This is a genomic window from Mycolicibacterium madagascariense (genome assembly GCF_010729665.1).
Taxonomy (GTDB): Bacteria; Actinomycetota; Actinomycetes; order Mycobacteriales; family Mycobacteriaceae; genus Mycobacterium; species Mycobacterium madagascariense.
The window spans coordinates 4,371,072-4,397,374 of sequence record NZ_AP022610.1 but is presented as its reverse complement, the minus strand read 5'-3'; the positions used below and the strand labels follow the sequence as shown (position 1 = coordinate 4,397,374).

General features: G+C 70.8%; 27 protein-coding genes. 14 read left to right on the top strand and 13 right to left on the bottom strand.

Annotated elements, in window-relative coordinates; genetic code table 11:
- Positions 1-17: 17 nt before the first annotated feature.
- Positions 18-1,271, top strand: coding sequence for a glycoside hydrolase family 27 protein (locus G6N60_RS20710; protein WP_163740778.1), 1,254 nt, complete (start codon positions 18-20; stop codon positions 1,269-1,271).
- A 4-nt stretch (positions 1,272-1,275) separates the two neighbouring features.
- Here G6N60_RS20710 and dapD read toward each other — a convergent pair whose 3' ends face one another.
- Positions 1,276-2,232 carry a 2,3,4,5-tetrahydropyridine-2,6-dicarboxylate N-succinyltransferase gene (gene dapD / locus G6N60_RS20705; protein ID WP_163740776.1) on the bottom strand — a complete coding sequence of 319 codons (957 nt, stop codon included), beginning with the start codon at positions 2,230-2,232 and terminating at the stop codon, positions 1,276-1,278.
- Positions 2,233-2,256: 24 nt separating this feature from the next.
- On the opposite strand from dapD, the gene dapE reads away from it, so the two are divergent.
- Positions 2,257-3,357: a succinyl-diaminopimelate desuccinylase gene (gene dapE / locus G6N60_RS20700; RefSeq protein ID WP_163740774.1), complete on the top strand. Its 1,101-nt coding sequence runs from the start codon at positions 2,257-2,259 to the stop codon at positions 3,355-3,357.
- Positions 3,358-3,376: 19 nt separating this feature from the next.
- Here the strand turns inward: dapE and G6N60_RS28935 are convergent, their stop codons facing one another.
- Together G6N60_RS28935 and G6N60_RS20690 are read right to left on the bottom strand one after the other, a co-directional pair.
- Positions 3,377-4,138 carry an ESX-1 secretion-associated protein gene (locus G6N60_RS28935; protein WP_163740772.1) on the bottom strand — a complete coding sequence of 254 codons (762 nt, stop codon included), beginning with the start codon at positions 4,136-4,138 and terminating at the stop codon, positions 3,377-3,379.
- 85 nt (positions 4,139-4,223) lie between these two features.
- Positions 4,224-5,477 (bottom strand): tetratricopeptide repeat protein, encoded by a 1,254-nt coding sequence (locus G6N60_RS20690; protein ID WP_163740770.1) that lies wholly within the window; start codon positions 5,475-5,477, stop codon positions 4,224-4,226.
- A 72-nt stretch (positions 5,478-5,549) separates the two neighbouring features.
- Between G6N60_RS20690 and G6N60_RS20685 the strand changes: the two genes are divergently transcribed.
- The 7 genes from G6N60_RS20685 (at position 5,550) to G6N60_RS20655 (ending at position 11,238) form a co-directional block, all read left to right on the top strand.
- Positions 5,550-6,143: a cytokinin riboside 5'-monophosphate phosphoribohydrolase gene (locus tag G6N60_RS20685; RefSeq protein ID WP_246240881.1), complete on the top strand. Its 594-nt coding sequence runs from the start codon at positions 5,550-5,552 to the stop codon at positions 6,141-6,143.
- 13 nt (positions 6,144-6,156) lie between these two features.
- Complete coding sequence (gene fadD6 / locus G6N60_RS20680) at positions 6,157-7,968, top strand: long-chain-acyl-CoA synthetase FadD6 (protein WP_163740766.1); 1,812 nt, start codon at positions 6,157-6,159, stop codon at positions 7,966-7,968.
- Positions 7,969-8,061: 93 nt separating this feature from the next.
- On the top strand, positions 8,062-8,937 hold the full coding sequence (gene folP, locus G6N60_RS20675) for a dihydropteroate synthase (protein WP_163740764.1): 876 nt from the start codon (positions 8,062-8,064) through the stop codon (positions 8,935-8,937).
- Positions 8,934-9,884, top strand: coding sequence for a glucosyl-3-phosphoglycerate synthase (locus tag G6N60_RS20670; RefSeq protein WP_163740762.1), 951 nt, complete (start codon positions 8,934-8,936; stop codon positions 9,882-9,884). The genes folP and G6N60_RS20670 overlap by 4 nt, the downstream gene beginning before the upstream one ends.
- A gap of 35 nt (positions 9,885-9,919) precedes the next feature.
- A complete protein-coding gene (locus G6N60_RS20665; RefSeq protein WP_163740760.1) occupies positions 9,920-10,315 on the top strand; it encodes a DivIVA domain-containing protein in 396 nt (131 codons plus the stop codon).
- A complete protein-coding gene (locus G6N60_RS20660; protein ID WP_163740757.1) occupies positions 10,312-10,917 on the top strand; it encodes a DNA-3-methyladenine glycosylase I in 606 nt (201 codons plus the stop codon). Before G6N60_RS20665 ends, G6N60_RS20660 begins: the two co-directional genes overlap by 4 nt.
- 153 nt (positions 10,918-11,070) lie before the next feature.
- On the top strand, positions 11,071-11,238 hold the full coding sequence (locus tag G6N60_RS20655; RefSeq protein ID WP_069392118.1) for a DUF3117 domain-containing protein: 168 nt from the start codon (positions 11,071-11,073) through the stop codon (positions 11,236-11,238).
- A gap of 21 nt (positions 11,239-11,259) precedes the next feature.
- On the opposite strand, the gene glgA is transcribed toward G6N60_RS20655, so the two are convergent.
- A complete protein-coding gene (gene glgA, locus G6N60_RS20650; protein ID WP_179969720.1) occupies positions 11,260-12,432 on the bottom strand; it encodes a glycogen synthase in 1,173 nt (390 codons plus the stop codon).
- Between the two features lie 150 nt (positions 12,433-12,582).
- Here glgA and glgC point away from each other — a divergent pair, with 150 nt between their 5' ends.
- Positions 12,583-13,797 carry a glucose-1-phosphate adenylyltransferase gene (gene glgC / locus G6N60_RS20645; RefSeq protein ID WP_163740755.1) on the top strand — a complete coding sequence of 405 codons (1,215 nt, stop codon included), beginning with the start codon at positions 12,583-12,585 and terminating at the stop codon, positions 13,795-13,797.
- Here glgC and G6N60_RS20640 read toward each other — a convergent pair.
- From G6N60_RS20640 to G6N60_RS20620, 5 genes are all read right to left on the bottom strand, one after another.
- The gene (locus G6N60_RS20640; protein ID WP_163740753.1) at positions 13,794-13,982 is read right to left on the bottom strand and encodes a hypothetical protein; all 189 of its coding nucleotides are present in this window, start codon (positions 13,980-13,982) and stop codon (positions 13,794-13,796) included. The genes glgC and G6N60_RS20640 overlap by 4 nt on opposite strands.
- Positions 13,983-14,227: 245 nt before the next feature.
- Entirely contained in the window at positions 14,228-15,859 is a 1,632-nt protein-coding gene (locus tag G6N60_RS20635) for an ABC transporter permease (protein ID WP_163740751.1), read from the bottom strand.
- A complete protein-coding gene (locus G6N60_RS20630; RefSeq protein ID WP_163740749.1) occupies positions 15,856-16,770 on the bottom strand; it encodes an ABC transporter ATP-binding protein in 915 nt (304 codons plus the stop codon). Before G6N60_RS20630 ends, G6N60_RS20635 begins: the two co-directional genes overlap by 4 nt.
- Positions 16,767-17,426, bottom strand: coding sequence for a TetR/AcrR family transcriptional regulator (locus G6N60_RS20625; RefSeq protein WP_163740747.1), 660 nt, complete (start codon positions 17,424-17,426; stop codon positions 16,767-16,769). Before G6N60_RS20625 ends, G6N60_RS20630 begins: the two co-directional genes overlap by 4 nt.
- 144 nt (positions 17,427-17,570) lie before the next feature.
- A complete protein-coding gene (locus G6N60_RS20620) occupies positions 17,571-18,239 on the bottom strand; it encodes an O-methyltransferase (RefSeq protein ID WP_163740745.1) in 669 nt (222 codons plus the stop codon).
- Between the two features lie 178 nt (positions 18,240-18,417).
- On the opposite strand from G6N60_RS20620, the gene sigE reads away from it, so the two are divergent.
- The 4 genes from sigE to tatB all read left to right on the top strand — a co-directional run bounded on the left by sigE (position 18,418) and on the right by tatB (position 21,742).
- On the top strand, positions 18,418-19,224 hold the full coding sequence (gene sigE, locus G6N60_RS20615; RefSeq protein ID WP_163740742.1) for an RNA polymerase sigma factor SigE: 807 nt from the start codon (positions 18,418-18,420) through the stop codon (positions 19,222-19,224).
- Positions 19,225-19,346: 122 nt separating this feature from the next.
- Positions 19,347-19,742, top strand: a complete 396-nt coding sequence (rseA, locus tag G6N60_RS20610; protein ID WP_163740740.1) for an anti-sigma E factor RseA — start codon at positions 19,347-19,349, stop codon at positions 19,740-19,742.
- 66 nt (positions 19,743-19,808) lie between these two features.
- Positions 19,809-21,311: a serine protease HtrA gene (gene htrA, locus G6N60_RS20605; RefSeq protein ID WP_163740738.1), complete on the top strand. Its 1,503-nt coding sequence runs from the start codon at positions 19,809-19,811 to the stop codon at positions 21,309-21,311.
- A 2-nt stretch (positions 21,312-21,313) separates the two neighbouring features.
- Positions 21,314-21,742, top strand: coding sequence for a Sec-independent protein translocase protein TatB (gene tatB / locus G6N60_RS20600; protein WP_163740736.1), 429 nt, complete (start codon positions 21,314-21,316; stop codon positions 21,740-21,742).
- On the opposite strand, the gene G6N60_RS20595 is transcribed toward tatB, so the two are convergent.
- The 4 genes from G6N60_RS20595 to G6N60_RS20580 form a co-directional block, all read right to left on the bottom strand.
- Positions 21,739-22,896, bottom strand: coding sequence for an Mrp/NBP35 family ATP-binding protein (locus G6N60_RS20595; RefSeq protein WP_163740734.1), 1,158 nt, complete (start codon positions 22,894-22,896; stop codon positions 21,739-21,741). The two genes, tatB and G6N60_RS20595, sit on opposite strands and share 4 nt — an antisense overlap.
- Before the next feature lie 24 nt (positions 22,897-22,920).
- Positions 22,921-24,342 carry a lytic transglycosylase domain-containing protein gene (locus G6N60_RS20590; protein WP_246240878.1) on the bottom strand — a complete coding sequence of 474 codons (1,422 nt, stop codon included), beginning with the start codon at positions 24,340-24,342 and terminating at the stop codon, positions 22,921-22,923.
- A gap of 95 nt (positions 24,343-24,437) precedes the next feature.
- Complete coding sequence (locus G6N60_RS20585) at positions 24,438-24,974, bottom strand: DUF1003 domain-containing protein (RefSeq protein ID WP_163740732.1); 537 nt, start codon at positions 24,972-24,974, stop codon at positions 24,438-24,440.
- Positions 24,971-26,296 carry a magnesium transporter MgtE N-terminal domain-containing protein gene (locus G6N60_RS20580; protein ID WP_163740730.1) on the bottom strand — a complete coding sequence of 442 codons (1,326 nt, stop codon included), beginning with the start codon at positions 26,294-26,296 and terminating at the stop codon, positions 24,971-24,973. The genes G6N60_RS20585 and G6N60_RS20580 overlap by 4 nt, the downstream gene beginning before the upstream one ends.
- Positions 26,297-26,303: the final 7 nt, after the last annotated feature.

Genomic DNA, 26,303 nt, shown 5'->3' with positions numbered 1-26,303 from the left:
GGTGTCAGGATGACCGCGTGCGCAGACTGGCTGGCTTGGCGATCTGCGTCGGCCTGCTGGCGGCGTGCGGCGCCCCGGTCCGCGACACCGTCCACCCCCTGCAGACGCCCCCGATGGGCTGGAATTCGTGGAACTCCGGCATCCCGCTCACCGAGCAGACCGTCGAGGAGACCATCGACGCCATGGTGGCCTCGGGGATGCGCGCCGCCGGCTATCGGTACGTGAACCTCGACGCCGGATGGGCGGCCCCGACCCGCGACGCGGACGGCAACCTGCGCGCCGATCCGCAGCGGTTCCCGCACGGCATTGCGCCCGTCGCCGCCTACGCCCACGACCACGGCATGCTGCTCGGCATCTACCACAGCCCGTTCAATCAGGGCTGCGGTCAAGACCCCCGCATCGGCGGCGCCGGCCACGAGCAGGCCGACGCGCGCACGTTCGCCAACTGGGGCGTCGACTATCTGAAGTACGACTGGTGTCGGCTCGACGGCGGCCACACCGAACAGGTGAAGTACTTCGCGGCGATGCGAGATGCGTTGCGCGCCACCGGACGTCACATCGTCTACAGCATCAACCCCAACAGTTCCGGTGACCCCGAGGCGGGCGAGGAATACGACTGGTCGCACCTCGCCGACGTCAGTCGCGACGCGATGGACCTGGTGCCGGCATGGGGCGACGAGGGGCTGTGGTCGGAGGGCGTGGCGGGGGTGAGCCAGGCCTTCGACGCCGCCGGGCCGGTCGCCCCGCACGACGGCCCGAGGCACGTCAACGACCCCGACATGCTGGTCGTCGGCGTCGGCTGGACGGAGTTCGTCCAGCGTCACCCCACGATGTCACTGGGGGCGCAGCGACCCGATCTGACCGACGTCGAACAACGTGCGCACTTCTCGCTGTGGGCGATGCTGGCCGCGCCCCTGCTGGCCGGCAACGACGTGCGGACGATGAGCGAGCAGACCCGCGACATCCTGACGAACCGCGAGGTCATCGCCGTCGACCAGGATCCGCTGGTGCTGCAGGGCCTGCCGCTGCTCGACGACGCGCGGGTCATCGTCAAGCCGCTGGCCAACGGGTCGGTCGCGGTGGCGCTGTTCAACACCGGCGCGACGCCGGTCGACATCCGCACCGACGCGCACGCGGTCGGACTCACGGGCAGCGACTGCTTCACCGTGCGCGATCTGTGGGCGCACACCGACGCCAGGACGACCGGCGGAATCGGACGGACGGTGCCCGCCCACGGCGTCGCCATGATGACGGTGTCGCGCTGCCCGTAGGCCTTCAGTTGGCGTGCAGCGCCTCGTTGAGAGTGATGCCGCTGCCGTCGCGCGCGACGACCTCGACCGCACCGGACACCGAATTGCGGCGGAACAGAAGGTTGTTCGCGCCCGAGAGCTCCCGCGCCTTGACGGTCTGACCGTCGGCCGTGGTGACCTTCGTGCCACCGGTCACGTAGAGACCCGCTTCGACGACGCAGTCGTCACCGAGGGAGATGCCGACCCCGGCATTGGCGCCAAGCAGGCAGCGCTTGCCGATCGAGATGATCTCCTTGCCGCCGCCCGACAGCGTGCCCATGATCGACGCACCGCCGCCGACGTCGGAACCGTCGCCGACCACGACGCCCGCCGAGATCCGGCCCTCGACCATGGAGGTGCCCAGCGTCCCGGCGTTGAAGTTCACGAAGCCCTCGTGCATGACGGTCGTGCCCGCCGCCAGGTGCGCGCCGAGGCGCACCCTGTCCGCGTCGGCGATCCGCACGCCGGTCGGGACGACGTAGTCGACCATCCGCGGGAACTTGTCGACGCCGTACACCGTGACGGGTCCGCGTCGGCGCAGCCGTGCCCGCACGAGCTCGAAGCCCTCGACGGCACACGGCCCATAGTTGGTCCACACGACGTTGGCCAGCACGCCGAACACGCCGTCCATGTTGGCGCCGTGGGGTGCGATCAGGCGGTGCGACAGCAGGTGCAGGCGCAGATAGGCGTCGAAGGCGTCGGCTGGCTTGTCGTCGAGCGAGGCGATCGTCGTGCGCACGATGACGGTGTCGACGTCGCGTTCGTCGTCGCGTCCGGTCAGGGCGCCGAGTTCCTCGGTGACCTCGGCCACCGAGAGCCGGTTCGTGCCTGCGGGGCCGACGTCATCCGCGTCGCCGCCGAGCTCCGGCTCGGGAAACCACGTGTCGAGAACTGTTCCGTCGGCTGAGATGGTGGCCACGCCGACGCCTGATGCGGAAGTCACGCCGCCCAGACTAACGTCAGGACCGTGGCTTCCTCCCCGGCTCCTCGCGTCCGCGACACGGCGCTCGACCTGCGGGCCGATCCGATCGAGCTGACCGCCGTCCTGGTGGACATCCCCAGCGAATCCCGCCACGAGCAGCGGATCACCGACGAGATCGAGGCTGCACTGCGCGCCCAGGCCCCGGCCTACGAGGTCGTCCGCAGCGGCAACGCCGTGCTGGCCCGCACGAACCTCGGCAGGCCCTCGCGCGTGCTGCTGGCCGGTCACGTCGACACCGTGCCCGCCGCCGACAACGTGCCGAGCCGGCTGGTCGACGGACAGCTGTGGGGCTGCGGGACGTCGGACATGAAGGCGGGGGACGCGGTGTTCCTGCACCTGGTCGCGACCGTCCCCGCACCGTCGCACGACGTCACGCTGGTGATGTACGACTGCGAGGAGATCGAGTCCAGCGCCAACGGCCTCGGGCGCATCGAGCGCGAGCTGCCCGACTGGCTGCAGGCCGACGTCGCCATCCTCGGCGAGCCGTCCGGCGGCTTCATCGAGGCGGGCTGTCAGGGCACCATCCGGCTCGTCGTCCGGACGTCGGGCACCCGTGCCCACTCGGCCCGATCCTGGTTGGGCGACAACGCGATTCACAAACTCGGCGCCGTCCTGGACCGGCTGTCGGCGTACCGGCCCCGCAGCGTCGACATCGACGGCTGCACCTATCGCGAGGGGTTGTCCGCCGTGCGCATCGAGGGCGGCATCGCGGGCAACGTCATTCCCGACGCCGCGTCGGTGACGGTGAACTTCCGCTTCGCGCCCGACCGCAGCGTCGACGAGGCGACCGCGCACGTGCACGAGGTGCTCGACGGGCTCGACGTCGACGTCGAACGCACCGACGCCGCCCCCGGCGCTCTCCCCGGATTGGCGAAACCCGCTGCCGCGGCACTGGTTCGGGCCGCGGGGGGTCAGGTGCGGGCGAAGTACGGCTGGACCGACGTCGCGCGTTTCGCCGCGTTGGGGATTCCCGCCGTCAACTACGGCCCCGGGGATCCGAACATGGCGCACCGGGTCGACGAGCGGGTCGACGTCGCCCAGATCACCGCGGTCACCGACATGCTGCGCTCCTACCTGGTCGACTGACCCCGCGGTCGGGACCGCCCTACTGCGGACGCGTCTGCGCGGGTTGCGGCCGTGCGACGGGAGGTGGCGGCACCGGGGCCCTCCCGTCGCCACCGCTGCCCGGGTGGGCACCCTCGCCATGGACCGACGGCGCACGTCGCCGGTCGTCGCGCGTATCGTGCTCCCGGGGTTCGTCGCGGGCGCGGTCCTCGTCGTCGTCATCCCGGTCGACCTCGAACTCTTTGCGGTGCACCGTCTTTCGCGTCGAACCGGACCCCTGGTGCTCGGCGGTCGACTGCAGCGTGCCCTGCACGCCCTGCATGATCTGCGCGGGGAGTTGGCTGAGCCCCTGCGCGAGGCCCTGCACCGACTGCGCGACACCCTGGACGATCTGGCCGACCTGCTGGCCGACCTGTTGACCCACTTGCGCCGCCTGAGCCGCCTGCGCGGCCTGAGCCGCCTGCGCCGCCTGGCCCGCCGGCTCGGGTGGGGCACCGCCCGCCGCCGCCCCGAGGTTCTCGGCGCCCTGCCGATCGCCCTGCTCGTACCTGCGGGCGGCCTCGCGCAGCATGTCCCCGATGTCCCTGGAGGAGGCCCCGGTGGCCCGTAGCGACTTCTCACGCTCCGGCAGCGCCTCGCCCATGGCGGCGACGAAGGCCGCCGAGATCGTTCCGTAGGCCCGCTCGAGGGCGCCGACGTCGGGCGTCGATCCCGCCAGCTGAGACATGGCGCCCGCCACCCGTTCGTGGACCTCGGACAGGGACCGCACGCCGCGGGGGTCGACGTGGAGGGGTTCGTTCACGGTGATCTCCGTCGGTCGGGGCTGGGCACTGCGTCGATCCTATGACCGGTGAAGGCAAGGCCCGGACGGCAATTCGCGTGCGGGCTCAGCGCCGCGCGGCGCCGGCCTGCCTCGCGGCGTCCGCGGCCACGCCGTGCATGCCGATGCCGTCGAACGCCTCCGCGGCGGCGTCGAGCGCGTCGGCGTCGCCGGCGGCCAGGGCCCGCGCGTAGTCGACCGCCAACGGGGAGACGGCGCAGTCGACGGTCGACCGCTCGATGGCGTCGACCGCGCGGGTGTCCCCGAAGCGCACCGCGTCGACCAATGCCCGCAACGCCACCGCCGCCTGTCCTCCGCGCTCGGCGGCCCTGGCGGCCTCGTGGGCGGCGCCGACCGACTCGGGGCCGTCACCGCGCGCGGCCGCCGCCCACCCGCGGGCCAGACACAGCTCGGGTGCGAACAGCATCGACTTGAGGCCGTGCCGCGACTCGGCGCGGGCCAGCGTGCGCCCCGCGTCGGCGACCAGGCCGGCCTGCCCGAGCGCCTGCGCCAGCAGCATCCACGCCAGCGGACCCCACGAATATCCGGTCGGCGCAAGCACATTGGCGGCGGGCTCCAGCAGCGCCGCCGCACCGGCCGGGTCGCCGCGGGCGATCATCACCTCGGCGACCAGGAGCTGACCGATCGCGTGGGCGGGCGGTGACGAACGGCTCGCGTCGGCCAACTCCTCGGCCAGCGCCTGCGCCCGGTCGAGCCGGCCCGACATCACCAGGGCAGTGGTCTGGCCGAAGGCGCTGGTGAAGCGCAGCAGACCGGGGTGTCCGGCGGCGCTGGCCCTGGCCGCCAACTCGTCGACGCCGGCGAACGTGCCCATCCGCGCGTGGCACAGAGCCGCCGCGGCCGCCGCCCACCCGATGGCCTGCTGGTCGGCGTCCGGCGACGACAGCACCCCTCGCGAGATCTCGATCGCGCGTTCGGGGCTGCCCGCGTTCATCGTGAACGTCCCGAGCAGGGCGTCGAGCGTCGCGCCCGGCCCGTCCGACGACACGCGCCGGCGGACGGTCCGCAGGAAGGCGGTGGCGCGCTCGGGTTGGTCCAGCATCCAGAACTGATTGGCCGCCCGCGGGAGGGCCCACGCAATCAGGTCGGATTCGTCGAGCGCCGTTTCGTCCACCTCGGCCAGCACGGCGTCGGCGTCGCGACCGCGGCCCTGCCACGCCAACGCCTGCGCCACGATCAGCCGGGCCGCCAGGGACTCCCCGTCGCGCAGCGCCGCACGGCCCAACTCCTCGGCGGCGCCGAGATCGCCGCGACCGAGGGCCGCCTCGGCGGCGGCGCATCCCTGCGGTCCGTCCGGCACCGCCGCAGTGTAGGTCGACCGGCGCACGGCCACCGGCGAATGGGCCCGACCCTCGCCGGGTACCTTGCACGGGTGCCCGCCGAACCGCCAGAGGATTCCGTACCGCGCGGCCCGTGGGCAGTGTGCGTGTACTGCGCGTCCGGCCCGACGCACCGGGACCTGCTGCAGCTGGCGACCGACGTCGGTGAGGCGATCGCCGACCGCGGGTGGACCTTGGTCTCCGGCGGCGGCAACGTGTCGGCGATGGGTGCGGTGGCCAACGGCGCGCGATCCCACAGCGGCCACACCATCGGCGTCATCCCCAAGTCGCTGGTGCACCGCGAGCTCGCCGACGTCGACGCGGACGAACTCTTCGTCACCGACACCATGCGCGAGCGCAAACAGGTGATGGAGGACAGGGCCGACGCCTTCGTCGTCCTGCCCGGCGGCATCGGCACGCTCGAGGAGTTCTTCGAGGCGTGGACGGCGGGCTACCTCGGCATGCACGACAAGCCGCTCGTCATGCTCGACCCGTTCGGGCACTACGACGGCCTGCTGGCATGGCTGCGGAGTTTGGTGGGTACTGGCTACGTCGGTGCGGGCGCGATGGACCGGCTGATCGTGGTCTCCGAGGTGGAAGCGGCGTTGGCCGCGTGCGCACCGAGTAATGATGGCGAACACACCTAGATAGGGTTGGCCCGTGAGCGACGAGAAATCTGGTACCCGCAGCAGCGTTGGCGTTCTGGACATCGTCCCGCGATTGCCCGGTCTGTTGAAGGACGCCCCCATCATCGCGCGCGGCGTGGTCACCGGATTCCTGGCCCGGCCGACGGCGAAGACCTCGATCGGCAAGGTGTTTCAGGAGCGGGCCGCCCGCTACGGCGACAAGCCGTTCATCCGGTTCGGTGACGAGGAACTGACCTACCGCGAGGCCAACGAGACGGTCAACCGCTACGCCGCGGTGCTCGCGTCCCGCGGGGTCGGACACGGCGACGTCGTCGGCGTCATGCTGCGCAACTCCCCGCACTCGGTGCTGCTGATGCTCGCGGTCGTCAAGTGCGGCGCCGTCGCCGGGATGCTGAACTACCACCAGCGCGGCAAGGTGCTCGCACACAGTCTCGGGTTGCTCGGCGCCAAGGCCGTCGTCGCCGAGACCGACTTCATCGAGCCCATCACCGAATGCGAGACCGACGTCGACGGGCTCATGACCCTCGACGAGCTGATCCAGGCGGCGGCCTCCGCGCCCGCGACCAACCCCGCGACCACCGCGGCCGTCCTGGCCAAGGACAAGGCGTTCTACATCTTCACCTCGGGAACCACGGGGATGCCGAAGGCCAGCGTCATGACCCACTACCGATGGCTGCGGGCGCTGGCCGGCTTCGGCGGGCTCGGCATGCGGTTGACGACCGACGACACCCTGTACTGCTGCCTTCCGCTCTACCACAACAACGCGCTCACGGTCGCGCTGTCCTCGGTGCTGAACTCGGGATCGACTCTGGCCCTTGGCAAGTCGTTCTCAGCGTCGAAGTTCTGGGACGACGTCATCCGCTACGAAGCGACGGCGTTCGTGTACATCGGCGAGATCTGCGCCTATCTGTTGAACCAGCCGAAGAAGGACACCGATCGCCGGCACCACGTCCGCGTCATCGCGGGAAACGGTCTGCGGCCGGCGATCTGGGACGAGTTCACCAAGCGGTTCGGCATCTCACGGGTGTGCGAGTTCTATGCCGCCAGCGAGGGAAACACCGCCTTCCTCAACGTCTTCAACGTCGACAAGACGACGGGCATCTGCCCGTCGCCGATCGCGTTCGTCGAATACGACGACGAGAGCGGCGGACCCAAGCGCGGCGAGGACGGCCGCGTGCGCAAGGTCAAGAACGGCCAGCCGGGCCTGTTGCTGAGCAAAGTCAGCAGTTTTCAGCCCTTCGATGGGTACACCGACAAGGACGCCACCGAGAAGAAGTTGGTGCGCGACGCGTTCAAGGACGGCGACGTCTGGTTCAACACCGGTGATCTGATGCGGTCGCAGGGCTTCGGGCACGCCGCGTTCACCGACCGTCTCGGCGACACCTTCCGGTGGAAGGGCGAGAACGTCGCCACCACGGAGGTCGAGGCCGCCCTGTCCACCGACCCGCAGGTGGAGGAGTCCACGGTGTTCGGCGTCGAGGTCGAGGGTGCGGGTGGCAAGGCCGGCATGGCCGCCATCCAGCTCAAGGACGACGCGAAGTTCGACGGCAAGGCGCTGGCCAAGGCCGCGTTCGAGCACCTGCCCGGGTACGCGGTGCCGCTGTTCGTCAGGATCGTCACCGAGCTGGCGCACACCTCGACGTTCAAGAGCCAGAAGGTCGACCTCCGCAAGGAGGGTTACGGCGGCAACACCGGCGAGGGTGACGAGGACGCCGGCCAGATCGACGATCCGATCTACGTGCTGGCAGGCCGCGACGAGGGCTACGTCGAGTTCTACGACGAGTACCCGGCCGAGGTGGCCGACGGCAAGCGTCCCAAGTCCTGACGAATCGCGTGGATTCGTGTCGTTCTAGGAGCGCCGACCGCGACCACGACGACACGAATCGCGCCGCGGCGGAGCGGCCGTAGCCTGGATGGCATGCAGGCGACGTTTCTCGGCCGTCCCGTAGCCGGTGATCGCGCCATGATCATGGCGATCGTCAACCGGACGCCGGACTCGTTCTACGACCGCGGAGCCACCTTCACCGACGAGGCGGCCAAGGCCGCCGTGCACCGGGTGGTCGCCGAGGGGGCCGACGTGGTCGACGTCGGCGGGGTCAAGGCCGGCCCGGGGGACGTCGTCGACGCCGACGAGGAGATCGCGCGGGTCGTCCCGTTCATCGAGTGGTTGCGGGCCGCCTATCCCGACCAACTGATCAGCGTCGACACGTGGCGGGCGACGGTGGCCAAGCAGGCGTGTGCCGCGGGCGCCGACCTCATCAACGACACCTGGGGTGGCTCGGATCCGGGGCTGCCCGAAGTGGCCGCCGAATTCGGCGCCGGGCTGGTGTGCTCGCACACCGGTGGCGCGGTGCCACGCACCCGGCCGTTCCGCGTGAACTACGGCCTGACCGAGCGCGGCGTGGTCGACGACGTCGTCGCCGAAGTGACCGCCGCCGCCGAGCGGGCGGTCGCCGCGGGCGTCGCGAGGGACGCCGTTCTGATCGATCCGACGCACGACTTTGGCAAGAACACTCACCACGGTCTTACTTTGTTGCGCCACGTAAACGACCTTGTAAACACTGGATGGCCCGTCCTGATGGCCCTGAGCAACAAGGATTTCGTCGGGGAGACTCTGGGAGTGGGCTTGACCGAACGCCTCGAGGGAACGCTGGCCGCGACCGCACTCGCCGCGCACGCCGGTGCGGCGATGTTCCGCGTCCACGAGGTGGGGCCCACCCGACGCGTGCTGGAGATGGTCGCGTCGATCCAGGGCGTGCGCCCACCGGCGCGGACCGTGAGGGGACTGTCATGAGCCTCGTACCCGAACTCGACTCGGCGCAGGCCGTGGACCGTCATCCGTGGCTGACCGACCGCACGTGGCGCAGGCCGAGCTGGACGGTCGCCGAGCTGGAGGCCGCCAAGGCGGGCCGGACCGTCTCGGTGGTGCTGCCCGCGCTCAACGAGGAGGAGACCGTCGCCTCGGTCGTCGACACCATCACGCCGCTGCTCGGCGGCCTGGTCGACGAGATCGTCGTGCTGGACTCCGGCTCGACCGACGACACCGAGATCCGCGCCGTGGCCGCCGGCGCCAGGGTGGTCAGCCGGGAGGCCGCGCTGCCCGAGGTCGCCCCGCAGCCGGGCAAGGGCGAGGTGCTGTGGCGTTCGCTCGCCGCCACGACCGGGGACCTGGTGGCGTTCGTCGACTCCGACCTCATCGATCCCGATCCGATGTTCGTGCCCAAGTTGCTGGGACCCCTGCTGACGACCGACGGCGTCCACCTGGTGAAGGGGTTCTACCGGCGCCCGCTCAAGGTCAGCGGCAGCGAGGACGCCAACGGTGGCGGCCGGGTCACCGAGCTGGTCGCCCGCCCGCTGCTGGCGGCCCTGCGCCCCGAGCTGACGTGCCTGTTGCAGCCCCTCGGAGGCGAGTACGCGGGCACCCGTGAGCTGCTGACGGCGCTGCCGTTCGCGCCGGCCTACGGGGTGGAGATCGGCCTGCTGATCGACACCTACGACCGGCTTGGCCTCGATGCCATCGCCCAGGTCAACCTCGGGGTGCGGACGCACCGCAACCGTCCGCTGACCGAGCTGGCGGCGATGAGCCGCCAGGTGATCGCGACCCTGCTGTCGCGCTGCGGCGTGCCGGACTCCGGCGTCGGGCTGACGCAGTTCTACGCCGACGGCGAGGACTACACCGCGCGCACCTCGACGGTCTCGCTGGCCGACCGGCCGCCGATGGTCACGCTGCGCCCTCGCTGAGCGCGCTGTCGGACCGTTCCGGCAGTATCGACGTCGTGACGTTGATCCTTCTGTACCTGGTCGTGCTGATCCTGGTGGCGATCGTGCTCTTCGGCGTCGGCAGCGTGCTCTTCGGGCGCGGTGAACGGCTGCCACCGCTGCCGCGCGCCACCACCGCCACCGCGCTGCCCGCCTCCGAGGTGACCGGCGCCGACGTGGAGGCGCTCAAGTTCACCCAGACCCTGCGCGGCTACAAAGTGTCCGAGGTGGATTGGGTGCTCGACCGGCTGGGCCAGGAACTCGACCAGCTGCACGGCCAGGTCGCCGCGCTGCGGGCCGCCTACGGCGTGGACGACTTCGTGCCCGACTCCGACGCCGCGGCCGAGCCCGAGGGCGTCGACGAGCAGGAGGGCGCGCTGACCGGACGCGCCGAGCGACGCGACGAGTCATGACCGCGGTGCTCGACGGCGACGGCCGAATCCGTTGCGCCTGGGCCGATTTCACGGGGGAGCGCTGGGCGACGGCCGACTCGGTGCTGTACCGCGATTACCACGATCAGGAGTGGGGTAGGCCGCTGCGCGGCGCCCGCGAACTGTTCGAGCGGGTCACCCTCGAGGCGTTCCAGAGTGGCCTGTCGTGGCTCATCATCCTGCGCAAGCGGGACAACTTCCGGCGCGCATTCGCGGACTTCGACGCGGCCAAGGTCGCGCGCTTCGGCGACGACGACGTGGAGCGTTTGATGGCCGACGCGGGGATCGTCCGCAACCGCGCGAAGATCGAGGCGACCATCGCCAACGCGCGGGCCGTCGATGCCCTCGACGTCGATCTGAGCGAACTGTTGTGGTCCTTCGCGCCCGCTCCGCGCCCGCGCCCGCACGCGATGTCCGACGTCCCCGCCGTCACCCCGGAATCGACGGCGATGGCGAAGGACCTCAAACGGCGCGGCTTCAAATTCGTGGGCCCGACGACGGCATACGCACTGATGCAGGCCACGGGGATGGTGGACGACCATCTCGAGTCCTGCTGGGTTCCCAGCGTGGCACGCAGCGTCTAAGTCGGGTCTTTGCACACCGAAGCGTCCGGATAGGGAACAATGGGGCGAAGATCAGTTCAACGCCGTGTGCTGTCGCCGAGTGGGCAGTCCGGCCCAACCCGATCCGCCCGGTTCATCCCCGGCGGGCCGGAGCACTGCGGAAGGGAGCACTCGATGGCGGCGATGAAGCCCCGGACCGGAGACGGTCCTCTGGAAGCAACCAAGGAGGGGCGGGGCATCGTGATGCGAGTACCACTGGAGGGCGGTGGGCGCCTCGTCGTCGAACTCACCCCCGACGAAGCCGCCGCACTCGGCGACGAACTGAAGAACGTCACGGCCTGACGGCCACGCGCCGCGTCGCTCCTAACTGGACACCAGTCGGTAGATCTCCAGGGTCTGCTCGGCGATCCGGGCCCAGGAGAACTCGTCGATGCAGCGCTGGCGGCCCGTGCGGCCGTAGCGATCGGCTCGCTCGGGATCGGCGACCAGCTCGTTGACGGCCTCGGCCAGGCGGCTCTCGAAGCCCGCCGCATCGGCGGGGTCGTAGTGGACCAGCAGACCGGTCTCGCCGTCGGCGACGACCTCGGGGATGCCGCCGACGTCGGAGGCGACCACCGCCGTCGCACACGCCATCGCCTCGAGGTTGACGATGCCCAGCGGCTCGTATACCGAAGGGCACACGAAAACCGTTGCCGCTGACAGTATTTCGCGAATCTGATCACCCGGCAGCATCTCCTGCACCCAGAAGATGCCGCTGCGCGCGGCGGCCAGCTCCTCCACGGCGCCACCGACCTCGGCCGCGATCTCCGGGGTGTCCGGGGCGCCTGCGCACAGCACGAGCTGCACCTCCGGGGCGAACTGATGCGCCGCCGCCACCAGGTGCGCGACACCCTTCTGCCGCGTGATCCGTCCGACGAAGGCCACGATGGGCCGCGACGGGTCGACGCCGATGCGCGCCAACGTCTCACCGCCCGCGCCCGACGCGACGGGATACCACTTCTCGGTGTCGATGCCGTTGCGCACCACGTGCACTCGATCCGGGTCCAGCGCGGGGTAGGTGGCCAGGACGTCCTCGCGCATGCCGGAGCTCACGGCGATGACGGCGTCCGCCGCCTCGACCGCGGTGCGCTCGACCCACGACGACACCCGGTAGCCGCCGCCGAGCTGTTCGGCCTTCCACGGCCGCATCGGCTCCAGCGAATGCGCCGTCAGCACGTGGGGAATGCCGTACAGCAGCGCGGCGAGGTGACCCGCCAGGCCGGCGTACCAGGTGTGCGAGTGCGCGACGGTGGCGCCCGCGGCGGCATTGACCATCACCAGATCCGCGGACAGCGTCGTCAGCGCCGGATTGGCGCCGTCGAGGGCGGGATCGGGTGCGGCGACGTGCACGTCGGGTTGATCGGGCCGCGGCTTGCCCATGCAGTGGACGTTGACGTCGCACATGTGCTGCAGCTGGGCGACGAGTTCGGTGACGTGGACCCCCGCTCCGCCGTAGACCTCAGGTGGGTATTCGCGCGTCATCATCGCCACTCGCATGGACACGACCGTAGTTCACCGTGGGCAGGCCAGTGGGCGTGTCACCCCCAATTGTCTTGACCGGCAAACCGACATCTCGCCACGCCCCATTCCAGGGCCAATAGCGTCAATGCCTAGCCTCGGCCCCTGGTGGCCGATAGGTTTGACCCCATGAAGGAACTGCCACAAGTCCTGGGCATCGTCCTGGCCGGCGGTGAGGGCAAGCGGTTGTACCCGTTGACGGCGGACCGCGCCAAACCCGCGGTTCCCTTCGGTGGGGCCTATCGACTCATCGACTTCGTGCTGTCGAACCTGGTGAATGCGCGCTACCTGAAGATCTGCGTTCTCACCCAATACAAGTCGCATTCGCTGGACCGTCACATCTCCCAGAACTGGCGGCTTTCTGGGCTTGCTGGGGAGTACATCACCCCGGTGCCCGCGCAACAGCGGCTCGGGCCTCGCTGGTACACCGGATCCGGTGATGCGATCCTGCAGTCGCTCAACCTGATCTACGACGAAGATCCCGACTACGTCGTGGTGTTCGGCGCCGATCACATCTACCGCATGGATCCCGAGCAAATGCTCCAGTTCCACATCGAGAGCGGCGCCGGCGCGACGGTGGCGGGGATCCGCGTGCCGCGGGCCGAGGCCACGGCCTTCGGCTGCATCGACGCCGACGACTCGGGGCTGATCCGGGAGTTCATCGAGAAGCCGGCCGACCCCCCGGGCACGCCCGACGATCCCGAGCAGACCTACGCGTCGATGGGCAACTACATCTTCACGACCAAGGTGCTCGTCGACGCGATCAAGGCCGACGCCGAGGACGACCACTCCGACCACGACATGGGCGGCGACATCATTCCGCGGCTGGTGCGCGACGGGATGGCTGCGGTCTACGACTTCAACGACAACGAGGTCCCCGGCTCCACCGAGCGCGATCACGGCTACTGGCGCGACGTCGGGACACTCGACGCGTTCTACGACGCCCACATGGATCTGGTGTCCGTGCACCCGGTGTTCAACCTGTACAACCGGCGCTGGCCGATCCGCGGAGAACCGGAGAACCTCGCCCCCGCCAAGTTCGTCAACGGCGGCTCTGCCCAGGAGTCGGTCGTCGGAGCGGGCAGCATCGTCTCGGCGGCGTCCGTCCGCAATTCCGTGCTGTCGTCGAACGTCGTCATCGACGACGGTGCGATCGTCGAGGGCAGTGTGCTGATGCCCGGCGTGCGGATCGGCCGCGGCGCCGTGGTGCGCCACGCGATCCTCGACAAGAACGTCGTCGTCGGGCCGGGCGAACACGTCGGCGTGGACCTGGAGCGCGATCGCGAGCGGTTCGCCATCAGCGCCGGTGGCGTCGTCGCCGTCGGCAAGGGCATCTGGATCTAGCGAGTCGGGGCGCGGCGCTGACCGCGCCCCGGTCGCTCGTGCGCAGGCACCCGCGGAGTGTTCTGCACCGTCTTGCCCTTGCCCGCCACGGTACTGAGCGCGCGGCGGCAGCGCGGGCAGATCGGTTTGCCCGCGATGTCGACGGTCCACGGCTTGCCGCCGCCGGGGCACGGCCGCTCGATCACGAGCTGAGCGTACCGACGTCGGAACGTCCGGCGGCCGCGAGCCGGCGGGCCGGCACGTCCTCGCTCGAGGTCCGTCGCGTGTCTCGGGCGATGGCCTGCGTCTGGGGTTGCCGTTCATCGGGGAGGTCGATGGTGGTGCGCACGACTCAGGTTAGCGTCAGTGCCTCACGATGCATGATGCCGACACCTCGTGCCGGGGATGACGACCCGCTGCACCGGACGGATGGTCGTTCGCGGCCGTCTCGTCAGCGGAGGTCGCGGCGCCGAAATGCCATGGCGCCCAGGATGATCAGGACGCCGTCGATGGCCGACAGCCACAGCAGCGGCGCGGGCCGGAAGTCGCCGAGGCCGACGTGGGGGAGGTGGGCGAAGGGCTCGAGGTCGAGCAGCCAGTGTGGTGAATCAGCCAGCGAGCCCAGCAGATACAGCGCGACGAACGCGACGAGGACGGCCCATGCCGCGGGCGTGACGCGCGGCGCCGCGCCGAACAGGACGACGGTCACGGCTGCCAACAGCCAGACCGCGGGCAGTTGCACCGCGGCCATGCCCACCACGACCGGGAGCCTGCCCTCGACGTCGCCCGTCGAGGCGCCGTACGTCAACCCGGCGAGCACCCCGGCTGTCAGGAGCGCGAACGCCGGACCGCCCAGGGCGCACGCCAGATGGCTTGCCAGCCAACGGTTTCGGCTGACCGCGCCGGCCAGCAGGGTCTCGGCGCGCTGGCCGGCCTCCTCCTGATGCAGTCGCAGCGCCACCGAGATGGCGAATGCCGCGGCCACCATCCCGAGCAGGCCGAAGGCCACGGTGAGGAACGCCTGTTCCGTGCGGTCGGAGCCGCCGAGCCGGGCGATGACCTCGCGGGCGCCGCCGATCTCGTCGCCCACGCCGTGGGCGACGCTTCCGATCAGCAGGCCGTAGCAGCTCAGTCCGATGGTCCACAGCACCAGCGAGCCGCGGTGCAGTCGCCACGCCAGGGTCGACGCACCGCGCAGCGTCCGGCCGGCCCGCGGCGCTCCCGGCCGGTCGGCGAGCAGGCCCGCACCGACGTCGCGGTGCGCCAACAACCGGTAGGCGACGACGACGAGCAGCACCGTGGACGCGACGTGCAGCAGCAGCACCCAGAACCGGTCGCCGGTGTACGGCCGCACCTGAAGCGACCAGCCCAGGGGCGACAGCCAGGACAGGAAGGTAGCCCGCGAGCCGGCGTCGCCGATCGCCCGCAGCGTGAAAGCCGTTGCCAGCATGGCGAATGCGATGCTGCGGGCGGTGCGCGCGCTCGGTGAGAGCTGGGCGGTCACCGCGGCGACGCCGGTGAAGACCAGACCCGTCCCGGCCAGCGCCAGCCCAAAGGCGAGCGATCCCGCCGCGGGCACGTCGGCGCTCAGCAGGCCGAGCACCGCGATCAGCCCGGTCGCGAGCGACGCCCCGCACGAGAACAGCAGCGCCGCAGTGAGACCGGCGTAGCGACCGATGGCCGTCGAGTCGACGAGCTCGGTGCGGCCGGACTCCTCGTCGGCACGCGTGTGCCGGACGACGGTCAGGATCACCGCCACGGCGAGCAGCACGTGCAGCATGCCCGCCTTCCAGATGCCCGTGGCACCAAGACTGTCACCGCCGACCACGCCGTACAGCGCGCGCTGGGCGGGACTGGCCATGATGGTGGCGGCGAAGGCGGCCCGGTCGGCCTGCGTCGGATAGACGGCCGCGATGCTCGTCACGTAGACCGCGCCCGGCGGGATCGACAGCACGGCCACCCACAGCGGCGCCACGATGCGGTCCCGACGGGCCAGAAGGCGAAGCAGGACAGCGGTTCCCGAGAGGTTCGGCCCGTGGCGCGGCGCGGCGTGGGCGGGGTGCGGCCGGTCCAGCACGGTCACGAGGTCACCGCCCCGGCGGACGCACCGACGCCGTAGTGGCGTAGGAACAGGTCCTCGAGCGTCGGGGGACGGCTGACGAGGCTGCGGACGCCCGCGTCGCCGAGTGCCTTGACGACCTCGGCCAGGCTCGCGTCGTCCACGTTCGCGTGCAGCGTCCGACCGTCGACGCGGACGTCGGTGACCCCGGCGATCCGGCTGAGATCAATTGGCGCACCGATCATCTCGGCCGTGATCGACGTGCGGGACAAATGCCGCATGTCGGCCAGCGTGCCGCTCTCGATGGTGGTGCCCGCCCTGATGATCGTGACGCGTTGGCACAGCGCCTCGGTCTCGGCGAGCACGTGACTGGACAGCAGGACCGTGGCGCCGCCGGCACGGGCCTCGACGACGCACTGCCGAAAGACGTTCTCCATCAACGGGTCTAGGCCGGTGCTCGGCTCGTCGAGCAGCAGCAGCCTGGCCCGGGAGGCGAACGCCGAGACGAGGGAGACCTTCTGGCGGTTGCCCTTGGAGTAGGTGCGGGCCTTCTTCGACGGATCGAGTTCGAACCGCTCGACGAGTTCCGCGCGCCGGCGTTCGTCGATGCCGCCGCGCATGCGGGCCAGTAGGTCGATGGTCTCACCGCCGGTCAGCGACGGCCACAGGGTGACGTCGCCGGGCACGTAGGCGATCTGGCGGTGCAGGGCGACGGCGTCGTGCCACGGGTCGCCGCCCAGCAGCGTGACGTGGCCGCCGTCGGCACGCACCAGGCCGAGCAGGATGCGGATGGTCGTCGACTTGCCCGCACCATTCGGGCCGAGGAAGCCGTGCACGTCGCCTGCCTGCACGACGAGGTCGAGGCCGTCGAGTGCGCGCGTGCGACCGAACCGCTTGGTCAGGCCGCGGGCGTCGATGGCAGGTGCGTCGCTCATCGGTCCTCCTGCGTCGTGGTGGCGATCGGGATGCCGGCGGCCTGCTGGGCCGCGAAGGCCTCGTACATGGTCGGGTCGGCGAGCAGTCCGTGCGTGTAGACCTCGAGCGCGGGCAGGACCATGTCCTGGGCGTAGTCGTGCAGCACGGCGCGGATGTCGGTGGGTCGGTCGTGCATCTGCAGGTAGAGCAGAAAGCCGCCGCCGCCGGTCATGGCCAGGAATCTCGAGCGCGCCCGAGGGTCCGGGCTTGGCCTGATGGTGCCTGCGGCCACACCGTCGGCGAGGTAGCGATCGGCATCGTCGATCATGGTGCGCCACAACGATTTCGACAAGTCGCCGCCGGACTGCAGGCTGCGCACCAGGTAGGCCATCAGCGGCGCGAACGACTCGATCTCGGCCAGTTGCGCGAACCACGCGGCGGGGTCGGCCGACTGCAGGGACTCGCTCTTGGCGGTGCGAATGGACTCGGTGACGACGTCGTCGCACGCCTGGCGCAGGCCTTCCTTCGAGCCGAAGTGGTGGATCACCAGCGCCGCGCTGACGCCCGCGGCCTTGGCGATCACCCGCAGTCCGACGTCGAACCCGTGCTCGCCGAACTGCTCGATCGCCGCGTCGCGGATGCGGGCGGTGGTCGTCAGGTCGTCGGCTGAACGCACGTTCAATAGGCTAAACGCACGTTCAGCCAGCTGTCAATGCCTCCCGCGAGCAGCCGCAAACGTGCGCGACACGCCGAGGATTTGCCCACATTTGCGGCTGCTCGGCGGAGAAAGAGGGCGGGCGCCGGGGGGAGGGAGGAGAAGTCAGTCGCGGGCGGCGGCGAGCAGGCCGTCGCCGAGGGGCACCAGCACCGGCGTCAGCCGTTCGTCCTCGGCGATGAGGCGTGCCGCCTCGCGCACCGCGGTGACGTCGCGATCGTGGGCCGCGGCGTCACCGGCGCGGCCGCCCAGCGCGGCGCGGTGGACCACGATGGCGCCGCCCGAGCGCAGCAGCCGCACGCCCTCGGCAACGAATTGCGGCTGGTCGACGGGATCGGCGTCGATGAACACCAGGTCGTAGGACTCGTCGGCCAGCCTGGTCAGCACCTCTTGGGCGCGCCCGCTGATCAGCCGGGTGCGCGAGGGTCCGATGCCGGCTTGGGCGAAGGCCTGCTTGGCGAGGCGCTGATGTTCGGGCTCGACGTCGATGGTGGTGAGCACGCCGTCCTCGCGCATCCCCGACAGCAACCACAGCCCGCTGACGCCGACCCCGGTGCCGACCTCGACGACGGCCTTGGCGCCGGCGATCTTGGCCAGCACGCTGAGCAGCGCACCGACCGCGGGCGTGACGGCGCCGGCGCCACTGTCCACCGCGCGCTCCCGGGCGGCCGCGGTCAGGGCGTCCTCGGTGATGGAGTTCTCGGCATGCGCGACGATGGCGTCGGCGCGGCTCGCCCTGGCGTCCGGACCGGCGGAGTCGTCGCTGCTGGCCATGGGCGAAGCGTAGAGCGAATCCTCAGCGGCGGGCGCCCCGACACGCCCGCGTCCCACCCGCGACATTGCGTCCCGCATCGAGGGGTTTCCGCAGTTCCCGCGGTGGGAAAGACACTTTCTCAGGAAAAGTTCAGTTTGCTCATATGCGGACCTCACGAGGGCAGGAGAGCGTTGGCGCATGGAACGTGGCGACAGCTGGGCACCCGGGAATATCCATGGCGACGATGCAGTTGCCGCGGGTGTCGCGCCGACGTCGAACGACGTGGCCGACGCCACCGGGCCAGCCGCCTCGCGCGAGTTGGCCCACCCGATCGATCTGGAGGATCCGACGACCACCACGAGCACGTCCCCGGTTTTCATGTCGCACTTCGCCCAGCAGGGTGACGCCGACTGGGTCGAACCGGCCGAGGAGTTGTCCGGCACCGCCGTCTTCGACGCCACCGGCGACAAGGCCACGATGCCGTCCTGGGACGAACTGGTCCGTCAGCACGCCGACCGCGTCTACCGCCTGGCCTACCGCCTCTCCGGCAACCAGCACGACGCCGAGGACCTGACGCAGGAGACGTTCATTCGCGTGTTCCGCTCGGTGCAGAACTACCAGCCGGGCACGTTCGAGGGCTGGCTGCACCGCATCACGACGAACCTGTTCCTCGACATGGTCCGCCGCCGCAGCCGCATCCGCATGGAGGCGCTGCCCGAGGACTACGACCGCGTGCCTGCCGACGAGCCGAATCCCGAACAGATCTACCATGATTCGCGCCTCGGCCCCGATCTGCAGGCGGCGCTGGACTCGCTGCCGCCGGAGTTCCGTGCGGCCGTCGTCCTGTGTGACATCGAGGGTCTGTCCTACGAGGAGATCGGCGCGACCCTGGGGGTCAAGCTCGGCACCGTGCGCAGCCGCATCCACCGTGGGCGCCAAGCGCTGCGGGAGTACCTGGCAAAGCATCCCGAGGCCTTCGCGGACGCGACCGCCGCCTCGTTCTGATTCGCCCGCGTCAATTCCCGGGGTGTCCGTGGCGACCAGCCGCGCTAGATTCGAATCAGCACGCGCTGGAGTGTGGTGAACTGAACCGAACAGACCATGTCACGGGCGAGAGGAGCTGGTCGATGGCCGACCCGGCACACGTCTTCCGCCGCGCATTCAGTTGGCTGCCGACCCAGTTCGCGTCGCAGAGCGACCAGCCGGTCGGCCCGCGCCGGTTCGGCTCCACCGAGCACCTGTCCACCGAGGCCATCGCGGCGTTCGTCGACGGCGAACTGCGCATGAGCGCGCATCTGCGCGCGGCGCACCACATGTCGCTCTGCCCGCAGTGCTCGGCCGAGGTCGACGCCCAGGGGCAAGCGCGCGCCGCATTGCGGGACTCGAATCCGATCGCCATCCCGACGTCGTTGCTCGGCGCGTTGTCCCAGATCCCGCACCACGCCCCGCCGGAGCCTCCCGCCGACGACCTGGGCACACCGCTCGCCGACGACGCACAGCGTGCCCGTCGCAAGCGCCGGTAGGGTGTGGGGCCACAGGCAGTGGCGTGCGTCGACAGGGTCGCGCGCCTTTACGGAGAGTGAACACGGGTGACCAACCAGGACCAGTCCGGCAATCGTCCTCGTATGGAGCCGCGGCCCGTCTCGCGGCCGCCCGTCGACCCCGCGCAGACGCGCGCATTCGGACGGCCCGACGGCGTCACCGGATCGTTCCTGAACGCCGCCGAGCATCAGGACCAGGGCGAGTACACCCCGCGCGACCAGGCCCCCGATCCGGTGCTCGCCGACGCGTTCGGCCGGCCCGCCAGCGCGTCGGACAGCCTGCAGCGCCACCCCGCCGACGCCGGCGCCCTGCAGGCCGAGCACGAGCGTGGGCTGCCCGACGAGCCCGCCGACCCGTGGCGCGACCCGTCGGCCGTGCCGTCGCTCGGGCTGCCGGCCCAGCCCCCGCCCGGCCCGTCGGCCCCGGCCTCGGGTCCCGTGGGCAAACTCGGCGTGCGCGACGTGCTGTTCGGCGGCCGGGTGTCGTGGGTGGCGCTGGGGATCATCGTCATCGTCGCGCTGGTGATCGGTGGGATCGGTGGCGTCATCGGCAACAAGACCGCCGAGATCATCCCGGCCTTCACGACGTCCAAGGTGACCCTTCAGACCGGGGCCAGGGACGAGCAGGAGCCGACCAGCCGATTTGCCAAGGTGGCGGCGGACGTCGCCGACTCGGTCGTCACCATCGAGGCCCTCAGCAAGGGTGAGGGATCGCAGGGTTCCGGCGTGGTCATCGACGGCCGCGGCTACATCGTGACCAACAACCACGTCATCTCCGATGCCGCGAAGAGTCCGGCCGACTACCAGATCTCCGTGGTCTTCAACGACGGTCACGAGGTGCCCGCCAACCTCGTCGGCCGCGACCCCAAGACCGACCTCGCGGTGCTGAAGGTCGACAACGTCGACAACCTGGTGGTGGCCCGGTTGGGCGACTCGGAGAAGCTCCGCGTCGGCGAGGAGGTCATCGCGGCGGGCGCGCCACTGGGCCTGCGCAGCACCGTCACCCAGGGCATCATCAGCGCGCTGCACCGGCCCGTCCCGCTGTCGGGCGACGGCTCGGACACCGACACCGTGATCGACGGCGTGCAGACCGACGCGTCCATCAACCACGGCAACTCCGGCGGTCCGCTGATCAACATGAACTCCGAGGTCATCGGGATCAACACCGCCGGAAAGTCCTTGTCGGACAGCGCAAGTGGGCTCGGGTTCGCGATCCCGGTCAACGAGGTCAAGGAAGTCGTCGAGAGCCTCATCAAGGACGGCAAGATGTCGCACCCGACGCTCGGCCTTAACGCCGTGTCGGTGAGCAACGACACCGCATCCGGCGCACTGGTCAAGAACGTCGTCGCCGGCGGGCCCGCCGACCGCGCGGGCATCAAGGAGAACGACGTCGTCGTCAAGGTGGGCGATCGCAAGGTCGCCGACGCCGACGAGATGGTCGTGGCGGTGCGTCAGCTCAAGATCGGCCAGGACGCGCCGATCCAGGTGCTGCGCGACGGGCGACCCGTCACCCTGACCGTGAACCCGACCGCCGACAACCCCGCCGCCTGACGATGTTCGGCAACATCGGCTGGGGCGAGATGCTGGTGCTCGTCGTGGCGGGTCTGGTGATCCTGGGGCCCGAACGGCTACCCGGGGCCATCCGCTGGACGACCACGACCCTCAAACAGGTGCGCGAGTACCTCAGCGGCGCCACCAGCCAATTGCGGGAAGACCTCGGGCCGGAGTTCGAAGATCTCCGTCAGCCGCTGAGCGAACTCCAGAAGCTCAGGGGCATGACGCCGCGGGCGGCGATCACCAAGCACCTGCTCGACGGCGACGACTCGTTCCTGACCGGCAACTTCGACAAGCCCGTGACGCAACCCATGCCCCCGACGAACGGCGCGGGGTCCCTCAACGGCGCGGGCTCGTCAAACGGCATGCCGGCTCCCGCCGAACCCCGCACGCCCGGCGTCACGCCCTTCGACAGCGACGCGACCTAGCGGCCAACGGGGTTGAGGCCCAACGACATTCCCGCCAGGCTGCGCTTGCGGGTCGTCAGGGCGTCGGCGATCGAGCGCAGTTCCTTGCCCGCCGCGGAGTCCGGCGCGCTGATGACCAGCGGCACGCCGGAGTCACCCGCACCCACCAGCGCGGGGTCGAGCGGCACCTGGCCGAGCAGTGGGACGTCGGCGCCGATCGACCGCGTGAGGCTCTCGGCCACCTTCTTGCCGCCGCCCTCGCCGAACAGGTTCATGACCGTGCCGTCGGGCAGCGTCAGACCGGACATGTTCTCCACGACGCCGACGATGCGCTGGCGCGTCTGCAGGGCGATCGCCCCCGCCCGTTCGGCGACCTCGGCCGCCGCGAGCTGAGGCGTCGTCACGACGAGGATCTCGGCGCCGGGAATCAGCTGGGACACCGAGATGGCGATGTCGCCGGTGCCGGGGGGCAGGTCGAGGAGCAGCACGTCGAGGTCGCCCCAGTAGACGTCGGCGAGGAACTGCTGCAGGGCCCGGTGCAGCATCGGACCGCGCCACACCACGGGCGTGTTGCCCTGGGTGAACATCGCGATCGAGATGACCTTCACGTCATGGGCGACGGGCGGCAGGATCATCGAATCGACCTGGGTGGGACGGTCGTTCGTGCCCATCATGCGTGGGACCGAGTGCCCGTAGATGTCCGCGTCGAGCACGCCCACCGACAGCCCGCGGGCCGCCAGCGCCGCCGCGATGTTGACCGTGACGCTGGACTTCCCGACGCCGCCCTTGCCGGAGGCCACGGCGTACACGCGCGTCAGGGAGCCGGGTTGGGCGAAGGGAATGACCGGTTCGCGCGAGTCGCCGCGCAGCTGCTTGCGGAGTTCGGCCCGCTGCTCGTCGTTCATGACGTCGAGGGTGACCGTGACCGCGCCGGTGCCGGGGACGTCGACGACGGCCTGCTTGACGCGGTCGGTGATCTCGGTCTTCTTCGGGCACGCCGACGTCGTCAGGTAGATCTCGACGTGTACGGCTCCGGTGGCCGCGTCGGCCGACACGTCCTTGACCATGCCGACCTCGGTGATCGGCTTGCGCAGCTCGGGGTCGACGACCTTCGACAGGGCCGACCGAACGGCCGATTCGAGACCGTCGGCGGCGGTGGGGGTGTGCGGTGACATCATCGCCGAGTGTAGGCGCAGCCCTCAGTTGGACGGACCGGGCACCGGGCCCGTGGGCGACGGCAGCGCGGGGGACACCGGGGCGGTCGGCGACGCGGGCACGGGTGACTCCGCAACCGGCGGGGCGGCCGGCGGGGCGAACGGCGGCGGGGCGGCCGGCGGAGCGAACGGCGGCGGGGCGGCCGGCGGGGCGAACGGCGGCGGGGCGGCCGGCGGGGCGAACGGCGGCGGCGGGGCGGCCGGCGGTGCGCCAAAGGCCGGCGGCGCGCCGAACGGTGGCGGCGGGAGCTGTCCCACCGGCGCCGCCTCGGGCGCCGACCCGGCCGGCGGGGTCAGGCAGAACACCTGGCAGTTCTGCTGCGGCGGCGCGACGACGGCCGGGGGCGTCAGGCAGAAGACCTGGCAGTTCTGCTGCGGTGCCGGAGGTACGCCGGCGCCCGGCCCGGGCGGGATGCCCAACTGGCTGGCGCCGTTGACGTCGGACAGCGCCAGCGCGGCGAGCGGATCGTTGGCGGGCAGCCCGATGCCGGGTCCGAGGCCCTCGGGGTTGGACACCAGGTGCGCGTCCCCGATCGGGGGAGCGACGCCGATCGGCGGCAGGTCGACGGGCGCCACGCCCGTCGCGTAGGCCGCGGCCCAGCCAATCACGTTGGCGGCGTAGGCCATCGAGTTGTTGTAGCGCAGGATCGCCGTCAGCACCTGAGACCGGTCGCGGAGGTTGAGACCGCCGCTGCACAGGTACCGCGCGGTGCCCAGCGAGGCGTCGAAGACGTTCTGGATGTCGGCCTTGCCGTCGCCGTTGCCGTCCGACGCGTACCGCGCCCAGGTGCCGGGGAGGAACTGCATGGGGCCCATGGCTCTGGCGTAGGTGACCCGCCCGGCCTGCACGGCCTGCACGATCACCTCGTTGCCCGCCAGCGAGCCGTCGAGCACGGGTCCGAGGATGGGCTGCAGCGCCGTGCCGTTCGCATCGGTGGCGCCGTTGTTGGCATGCCCGGACTCGATGCGGCCGATGCCGGCGAGCAGGTTCCAGCTGACGCCGCAGCCCGGGTAGGCCTGCGCCATCATGCGCTCGGCGTTGCGGTAGGCGGCCAGCGCGATCGACGGGATGTGCAGGTTGCCGGTCGACGTCACGACGGCGGTCGGCGGGGGAGCCGACAGGGTCGCCATGGCGAAGCGGAACGGCGTCGGCAGCCGGGGCGAGGCCACGACGACGACGCCCGAGTCGTCACCCGTGCGGGCCACGGCCGCCAGCGGTGTGATGCCGTCGTCGGCCACGGCGTGGCGCGGGGTGGGCGCCGAGGCGCCGACGGCCATCAGCAACACGAGGGGGATGATGACGGCGACGCCGAAGGCGGGTGTGCGGGTCACGCCACGTGCGCGACGGCGTAGCGCCGCCAGCGCTTCAGTGGCCTCAGGCCTGCTGAAGCGTCCTCCGATGTGCACCCAACCGTCCTAGATCCGCGATGAGCCGAGACGCCGGCAAACGATGTGAACCAGGCCACCATACCCATTCGTGTGGCGCGTGTTGCAGCATTGCGCTAGACGGACTCATCCCAATCGCGGGGCGTCTTGGCCGCCGCACTCTTCTTGGGCTTCTTGGCCTTCAGCTCGTCGAGCAGTTCGCGGAGGTCCTCCAGTTCGCGGCGCAGATAGTCGCGCGTGACGACCTCGCCGACGGCGATCCGCAACGCGGCGATCTCGCGCGCGAGGTACTCGGTGTCCGCCTTCGTCTGCTCGGCGCGACGGCGGTCCTCCTCGAGCGAGACGCGGTCCCGGTTCTCCTGCCGGTTCTGCGCCAGCAGGATCAGCGGCGCGGCGTACGCCGCCTGCGTCGAGAACGCGAGGTTCAGCAGGATGAAGGGGTAGGGGTCGAAGCGCAGGCTGACCGCCATCAGGTTGAACGCGATCCACACGACCACCAGGACGGTCTGCAGGGCGAGGTAGCGGCCCGTGCCCAGGAACCGGGCGATCGACTCGCTGAACTTACCGACGGCCTCGATGTCGACCCTCGGGACGAACCGCCGCCGCGAGGTGCGAGGGGTGTCGAGGCGCTGCCGCGACGACAGATCGCTCACGACGGACCCCCCGGCCCCGGCGTGGCGTCGGCGAGCTCACCGGCGTCGGGTAGGTCGGGATCCTCCGGCCGGGCGCGCCAATCGTGCGGGAGCAGGTGGTCGAGCACGTCGTCCACGGTGACCGCGCCCAGCAGGTGCTTCTCGTCGTCGACCACCGGACCGCAGACGAGGTTGTAGGCGGCGAAGTAGCGCGTCACCGAGGCCAGCGAGGTCTCGGGGTCCAGGCTCGGCAGGTCGGAGTCGATGATGCCGCTGACGAGGGCCGCGGGCGGCTCCCGCAGGAGGCGTTGCAGATGCACGCAGCCGAGGTAGCGGCCCGTCGGCGTCGCGGTCGGCGGCCGCACGACGAACACCAGCGACGCCAGCGCCGGGGTGAGTTCGGGATCGCGGACCCGCGCCAGCGCTTCAGCGACGGTGGTGCCGGGCCCCAGGACGACGGGTTCTGAGGTCATGAGTCCGCCCGCGGTGTCGGGCGAATGCTTCAGCAGCCGTCGCACCGGCTCGGAGTCCTCGGGGTCCATGCGGGCCAGCAGCGCTTCGGCCTGGGAGGCGCCGAGCTCGCCGAGCAGGTCGGCGGCGTCGTCGGGATCCATGGCCTCCAGCACGTCGGCGGCGCGTTCGGCGTCCAGCCGACCCAGCAGATCGGCCTGCTCGCTCTCCGGCAGCTCCTGCAGGACGTCGGCGAGGCGTTCGTCGTCGAGTGCGTTGACGACCTCGTAGCGCCGCTTGGCGGGCAGATCGCGGATGGCGTCGGCGACCACGATGGGACGCTGCCCCTCGAACTGGGCGAGCAGGTACGCCACGCCCTGGCCCGGCAACGACATCGCCGACTGCGTCAGGCCCGACACGTTCTGCCAGTCGACGATGTGCACGGCGGTGCGCCTGCCCAGCCTGCGGTGGCTGCGGACCGCGACCCGGGTGACGACCCAGTCCCTGGTGCGGATCTGTTCGAGGGCCAGGTCGACGACGACGAGGTCGACCCCGGCGAGCTGTTCGAGCTCGGGATCGTGCACGCGGACGCGGCTGTCCAGCACCTGCCCGAAGACGAGGACCTCACCGGGACGCTGAGCGAACCGGCGCAGCGACACGTTGGCCGTCGTGAGCGTGACGGCGTCGGGCTCGATGGCCGTGACCCGCAGCAGGCCGACGAAAATCCTTCTGCGCGTGAGCAATTCGACGACCAACCCCAGCACGCGCGGCTGCTGGCGGCCGATGCCGATGCTGATCACCACGTCGCGGACGCGGCCGATCGATTCGCCGTCGGGGCCGAGTACCAGCATCCCCGACAGGCGGGCCGCATAGACCCTGTTCACCGCCACCATGTCACAA